A 6,945-nucleotide genomic window follows, 5' to 3' on the forward strand; every position below is an offset into this window, starting at 1 on the left:
ACTTTAATTTATCAATTTGAAATGAAAAGACTGTGTATGGCTGTTATGGCAATGTGTTTATTGTTGTCATGCGGCGAAAAAAAAGAAGAGGCTACAATTTCCGGTTTAATGAAGTCTGATTTCGTATCGGAAGTGGAGGGAAAGCCTACCGCCTTGTATGTGTTGAAGAATAAAAATGGGGCAGAAGCTTGCGTTACTAACTACGGTGGACGACTGGTATCCGTAATGGTCCCTGATAAGAATGGCAAAATGACGGATGTCGTGCTGGGATATGACAATATCAACCGGTATGTGCAGTCGGACGGTAACTACGGAGCTTTGATCGGACGTTATGGAAACCGTATCAACCAGGCTAAATTCACGTTGGATGACACGGAATATACGTTGCCAAAGAATGACGGCATGCATTGCCTGCATGGTGGTCCTCAGGGATATCATGCCCGTATGTGGGATGCTAAACAGCTGAACGACCAGTCTTTGGAGCTGACTTATCTTTCGAAAGACGGAGAAGCCGGTTTCCCGGGGAATCTGAATATCAAAGTAACTTATACATTGACGGATGATAATGCTGTCGATATCAAATATGAAGCAACGACGGACAAGAAAACGGTTGTGAACCTGACAAACCATAGTTATTTCAATCTTTCCGGCGTTCCCGGTTCCAATGTGTTGGATCAGTTGGTTATGATCAATGCGGATAACTATACGCCGGTTGACAGCACCCTGATCCCTGTAGGTATCAGCCCTGTTGATGAAACTCCGCTGGATCTGCGTACTCCGGTCGCTATCGGCAAGCAGATCAACGACCCGTTCCAGCAGTTACAGTTCGGTCATGGTTATGACCTGAACTGGGTACTGAATACAAACGGTGACAAGAATGTACTGGCAGCTAAGGCTTATTCTCCGACTAGCGGTATCGCTCTGGAAGTATATACCAACGAACCGGGTATCCAGTTTTATACCGGAAACTTTATGGATGGAAAAGATACCGGCAAGCACGGCGTGACTTATCCGCATCGCGGAGCTTTCTGTCTGGAGACACAGCATTACCCGGATACGCCTAATCATCCGGACTTCCCGAGTGTCGTTCTTAACCCGGGAGAAAAGTATACCAGCGAATGTATTTATAAATTTACTGTAGAATGATTCCCGTTGATTAACAACCGAGATCGCTATTTTGCTATAAAAGGAAGGCTACCTATTGCAGGTGGCCTTTTTTTCTTGTTAATAATTCTTTGCAAAGAATATATATTATTGCTTTTAGCTATCTTTGTCCCATTCAACAGATGAATGGCCCTTTGAGTTTCGGCTGCTCATTTGCTGAGTGACATATAAGCGTTTAAGATATTATCTTTGGAACTGAAAATCGCCAAGTTTCTAGTCGAACGAAGATGATAGACAACTGAACGCTCACGCTTGTTATATATACTCCTGTATATACAATAGGGCGTGGGCTGTTGTCTTATTATTTGTTCGATGGGTGTTTGGCGATACCTCAGTTCCGAATAATGGATTAACAGTTCCCACGCTTCTTTATTATATAAAATGCCAAACAAGGGAAACAGGGCGGCTTGATCTACTATATGAATCCTAAAGAAAGAGAACGGATTGCTGTTTGCCGGGTTTTACTGGATATTGCAGAGGGAATGGATGGCTACACACCCGTATCTGATTGTCCGCATTTTCAACAGTTACAGAATAAGATCCTTTTGACGGAGCAGGATTTTGAGAAGGCACGGGAAACATCTGTTCTGGAAAGCCTGGTTATTCTGAAAGGGGCACATTACAACGTCAAGATGATGCTGGCATTGACCGTGTGCGATCTGTATTCCGAATATATGGTTACTCCGCTTAACTGTCGTCTGGCTTTCGAAACATTGATGAGTGCTATAGACTGGCCCATCTCCTTTTCCGAAGTGTTGGCGAAAAGCAAAACGGAATAACGATACCTTTAGAACAGGTTATAGTTTGTTCTGAGTACTTTAAATTCTGTACGGCGGTTTATCTGGTCAGCCATTTCCTGTTGTTCGGGAGTCAGTGTCAGGATAAACTCTTCCGTCAGTATATCCCCCTCCTTCAGGAAGTCGAAGCTTTTGGCCATTTTCTTATTGATCACCTTCGGAACGCTTTCACCGTATCCTTTGGCTTCCAGACGTTCTTTGTCGATGCCTCCGGCAATCAGATAATCCACTACCGACTGGGCACGGCGTTGTGCCAGGCGTTCGTTATACTGGTCGCTGCCTTTACGGTCGGTATGTGCTCCCAGCTCGATCGTTACATTCGGGTTATCGTTCAGCATCTTGATCATTTCGTCCAGTGCCTTTTGCGATTCGGGGCGCAGGGTTGCTTTATCGAAATCGTAGAAGATATTTTCGATAACGACCGGTTTGCTGATCGGGGAAAGATAGAAGTCTACGATATAAGTCTCGTTCTTCTCTTCCGGTCCGGTTCTCAGTTCGAAATTCTGGTTGAGGTAACCGCGGGCACTAGCCATCATGACGTAACGGATATCGCGTTCCAGTTCCACCCGGTAAGTGCCGTCTTTCTTCGCCAGTACCTTTTCGTTCAGACCGTCTTTACCGACAATACGGACCGTTGCATCCTCGATCGGATTTTCATCCACGTCGAAGACAATACCTTCGATAAATATGGTTATAATAGGAAGTTCGAACGAATATAGGTGATCATAACCGCGTGCATCGTTACGGTTGGAACTGAAAAATCCTTTTTCCTTGTTCCCCTCGAAGGTAATACCGAAATCGTCTCCCATTGAGTTGATCGGTGCTTTCAGGTTCTCGACATGCCATTTGCCGGTGCTGTCCTGAGTCGCTTTGAAAAGGTCGAGGCCGCCCATCCCCGGATGTCCGTTGGAAGCAAAGTAGAGCGTGACGGAGTCGCGTACGTATGGGAACATCTCGTCGCCGGGAGTATTGATCTCTGGTCCCAGGTTTTCCATCGGACCGAAGTCATTGCCTACAAGACGGGAACGGAAAATATCTTTTCCTCCGAAACCTCCCACAGCATCGGATACATAATAAAGGTATTTCCCGTCAGGAGAAATGGCCGGATGACCTAAAGCTGTCACTGAGTCTTTCACAATACTGGCACGTGTCCCTTTACCCCATTTGGCGCTGCTGCGGGTAGATACGTAAATTTCAGAAGTACGCGGTCCTTCCGGGTCTTGTGCGCAATAGGTGTAATACATCGTGTTTCCGTCTTTTGAGAAAGAAGGAGTTCCTTCGTCAAATTCGGTATTCACTTCATCTTCCAGTTCGACAGGAGCAAGCCAGTTGCCTTGTTCATCTTGCTTGACCAGGAAAAAGTCGTTGTTCCTGATGCCGGTGATAGCACTGACCGTCTCATCCTTGTCTTTGTTTGCCCCTTTAGGTGTACGGGAAGAGGTGAAATAAAGCTGGTCGTATTTGTCGCCGTATAACATCGGGCTGAAGTCGCCGCGGCGGGAATTGAATTTCTCCATCCGCTTAACGATATAACGGCTCGGATTCTGTTTCCATTGCGGAGCCAATTCGCTCCCTTTGATACCATTGAGGGCCAGTTCGCTTTCCGGGTTCCGTTGCAGGAAATCATTGTAGTAACGTATGGCTTCTGTATATCTGCCGGTTTTCTGGTACATCTGTCCCAGGCGCAGGCTCACGATGCTGTCGGGATATTCGTAACGCAATGCGTTCATATAAGCGCTGGTCGCTCTCGGTGTATTATTAATGAGACGGTTACATTCCGCCATCCGGTAAGCGATATACCCGCGTAAGTCTCTTTTCTGAGGAGATGTTTTCGTATAAACCTTCCGATAGATAGCTGCTGCCTCAAAGTATTCGCCGATCCGCTGCTTCTCTTCCGCATCGCTCAGCTTGGCTGATTTGCAGGAAAACAACAGTAAAGCGGTTAAAAACAGTAATATATAGGGAGTAATCTTCTTATTCATCACCGGATAATCTTTATACTATGTAATAACGAATGGATTGAAAGGATATTGCCTGAACCGTATATTCATTATTATAATAATAGCGAGCTATCCCCGTAACTCAAGAATCGGAAATCATGTTCCAACGCATAGTTATATATATTCATCCAATCCCCTTTCACGAAAGCTGAGATAAGCAGGAGCAAGGTGCTTTTGGGTTGGTGGAAGTTGGTCACGATGCCTTTTACAATCTTGAACTCATAGCCGGGGGCAATGATGATCTGGGTAGCCGTAATCAGGGTGTTCAATTGATGTTTATCCAGATAGTCGAGTATGTTCTGCAGGGCTTCTGCGGTTGTCAGCCGGTTGTTACTTTCCTCGTACGGCATCCATTGTTTGACGACCAACTCTTCGGAAGTCGCTTCCGGATTGGCGGCAAGTGTCGTACCGATATAATAAAGGCTTTCGAGCGTGCGGACGGAAGTTGTCCCTACGGCGATAATATGTCCCAGGTTCTGCATGACCCGTTCGATCGTGCTGCGGCGTACGGATATATATTCGGTATGCATTTCGTGCCCTTCGATCGTTTCGCTTTTGACCGGTTTGAATGTTCCGGCTCCGACATGCAGTGTCAACTCTTCACGGCCGAAACCTTTGGCATCCAGATCTGCCAGCACTTCCGGGGTAAAATGAAGCCCTGCCGTCGGTGCGGCAACCGAACCCTTGATTTTTGAATAAACAGTCTGATACGTCTTCAGGTCGCTCTCTTCTGTTTTCCGGTGCAGATAAGGAGGTATGGGAAGTTCGCCCGCAGCATCCAGTACTTCAGCAAAGCTGAAACCTCCGCTCCAGCTGAACCTGATCTGGTGTGTCTCTCCGTTGCTTTGTACTTTCTCGGCAGACAGTCTGACAGTCTGACCTGCAACGGTTATCTCGCGTGAAAGAACAGGCTCTTTCCATTTCTTCGCATTCCCGATCAGGCAAATCCAGTTACATGCTTCTGTTTCCTGAAAGATAAGTTCATAATCATGTGGCACAGCAGGATCAAGACAAAATACTTCGATCTGTGCTCCTGTCGCACGCTGGAATAATAACCGTGCCTGGATGACGCGGGTATTGTTGAATACCATCAGTGAACCTTCCGGCAGATAATCGGTAATATGCTTGAAAACGCTTTCGCCCACTTTTCCGTCCCGGTAAAGTAATAATTTGGATTCATCCCGTTTGGGCAGGGGAAACTTTGCTATTCGTTCATCAGGTAACGAATAGTTATAATCTTCGATACTTATCTGTTGAGTTTTTGTAACCATTGCTATCTCTGTTTTCGGATACGTTCTTATCGAACCGGCTGCAAAAGTACTACAAATGTGTGGGAAATGTATTACTTTTGTGTTCATAACACTAATAATAAAACGATGAATACTGTAAAAGTCGGAGATAAAGTCCGTTTCCTGAATACCACAGGAGGCGGAATCGTACGTAGTTTTAAAGGGAAGGATCAGGTACTGGTAGAGGATGAAGACGGTTTTGAAGTCCCCGCACTGATCCGCGAATGCGTAGTGGTAGGTGGAGAAAATGAAATGCAGGTACATAGCTCGAACCGTCCGAAAGCACAACCGCAGGTCCAGGTTCAACAATCTGCCCCCAAACCGCAACCGAAGCCTGAAGAAGTGAAGATCGAGGAAACTGCCGAAGGAGAGCGGATGAATATCTATCTGGCTTATCTTCCCCTCGAACCGACCAAGGTGATGCAGCAGAGCGGTTATGAAACTTACTTCATCAATGACAGTAACTACTATCTGTTCTTTAATTATATGAACCGCCATAACAATAGCTGGATCAGCCGCTATAATGGCCTGATAGAACCGAATACGAAAATCTTCCTGGAAGAGTTTGGCAAAGAAGATCTGAATGACCTTGAACGTATCTGCGTGCAGTTGATCGCTTTCAAGAAAGATAAGCCTTATTCCCTGAAGAATTCCATCTCTGTAGAGCTGCATCTTGATACGGTGAAGTTCTACAAGCAGCATTGTTTTATGGAAAATGACTTCTTCGAAGAAGATGCAATGGTTTATCCAATTGTCCGTAACGATGTTCCGGAGAGGGAACTGCTTGTTTCCGCTGCAGATTTAAAGGAAGCAATGTATCAGAAAGTGCAGGAAGAACGTCATGCGCCGCAGCCTATCGTAAAGAAGAAGTCTAACACTGCTGTGCTGGAAGTCGATCTGCATATAACTGAACTGCTGGATAATACAAATGGCCTGAGCAATGCGGATATGCTGACTTATCAGTTGGATAAGTTCCACGAAGTATTGGGCAAGTATGCCAATCATAAAGGACAGAAGATTGTCTTCATCCACGGAAAAGGTGACGGCGTGCTTCGTAAGGCGATAGAAAAAGAACTGAAAACAAGATACAAACAGTATTATTATCAGGATGCTTCTTTCCGTGAGTATGGCTTTGGTGCTACTATGGTTACTATCAAGTAAGATCAGCTCCTGATATATAACGGATAAGTGCCGGATAAGTCATGTTACCCTTGCGGAAAGTTGTTGCCGACGCCCTCGACAGCTTTGCCGACGTCGTCGACAATTTTGCTGACGCTGTCGACAATATTGCCGACAGTGTCGGCAACAGTTTCCCTGCTGAAGAAAAACTGTTTTAAAAGGAGAGAGTCAAGAGAAAGTACGGAGTATTTTTAAGGAGGCTCCTTCTTCCCGAAGCAATCAGGAAAGGGAGATATGGTAAATATTCGGATTTAGAAAGATTTGAACTATTCAGCAATAAACCATCAGTCATCAATAGGGCTGGTATAGTTACAGGTCCATTTGCCGTCGGTTTTAACCGACGGATAAGTAAATGCTCTATCTCTTTGGACTTTAGTCCCATTTAAAGAGTCTCTCTATGTAAAGAGAAATGTGGCTGAAGCCAATAAAGAGAAGCAACTTGTAAACCGTCAGTTAAAACTGACGGCAAATAAACCTGTAATGGCTAAGTCACTTTGATTAAGGGATAGCTCATTA

General features: G+C 45.3%; 6 protein-coding genes. 4 read left to right on the forward strand and 2 right to left on the reverse strand.

From position 1 onward, the window contains the following. Positions 1-21 precede the first annotated feature (21 nt). Complete coding sequence (locus DWW23_RS18155) at positions 22-1,146, forward strand: aldose epimerase family protein (RefSeq protein WP_122354817.1); 1,125 nt, start codon at positions 22-24, stop codon at positions 1,144-1,146. A gap of 437 nt (positions 1,147-1,583) precedes the next feature. Next, complete coding sequence (locus DWW23_RS18160) at positions 1,584-1,943, forward strand: hypothetical protein (protein ID WP_122354819.1); 360 nt, start codon at positions 1,584-1,586, stop codon at positions 1,941-1,943. An 8-nt stretch (positions 1,944-1,951) separates the two neighbouring features. On the opposite strand, the gene DWW23_RS18165 is transcribed toward DWW23_RS18160, so the two are convergent. Further along, positions 1,952-3,943 carry an OmpA family protein gene (locus tag DWW23_RS18165; protein WP_122354821.1) on the reverse strand — a complete coding sequence of 664 codons (1,992 nt, stop codon included), beginning with the start codon at positions 3,941-3,943 and terminating at the stop codon, positions 1,952-1,954. Between the two features lie 71 nt (positions 3,944-4,014). Then, the gene (locus tag DWW23_RS18170; RefSeq protein WP_122354823.1) at positions 4,015-5,232 is read right to left on the reverse strand and encodes an S-adenosylmethionine:tRNA ribosyltransferase-isomerase; all 1,218 of its coding nucleotides are present in this window, start codon (positions 5,230-5,232) and stop codon (positions 4,015-4,017) included. A gap of 105 nt (positions 5,233-5,337) precedes the next feature. On the opposite strand from DWW23_RS18170, the gene DWW23_RS18175 reads away from it, so the two are divergent. Continuing rightward, positions 5,338-6,411, forward strand: a complete 1,074-nt coding sequence (locus DWW23_RS18175; protein WP_122354825.1) for a DUF2027 domain-containing protein — start codon at positions 5,338-5,340, stop codon at positions 6,409-6,411. A gap of 41 nt (positions 6,412-6,452) precedes the next feature. Beyond that, positions 6,453-6,587, forward strand: a complete 135-nt coding sequence (locus DWW23_RS26950) for a hypothetical protein (RefSeq protein WP_255419615.1) — start codon at positions 6,453-6,455, stop codon at positions 6,585-6,587. Positions 6,588-6,945 lie beyond the last annotated feature (358 nt).

The organism is Parabacteroides sp. AF14-59, assembly GCF_003479515.1.
Classification (GTDB): domain Bacteria; phylum Bacteroidota; class Bacteroidia; order Bacteroidales; family Tannerellaceae; genus Parabacteroides; species Parabacteroides faecis.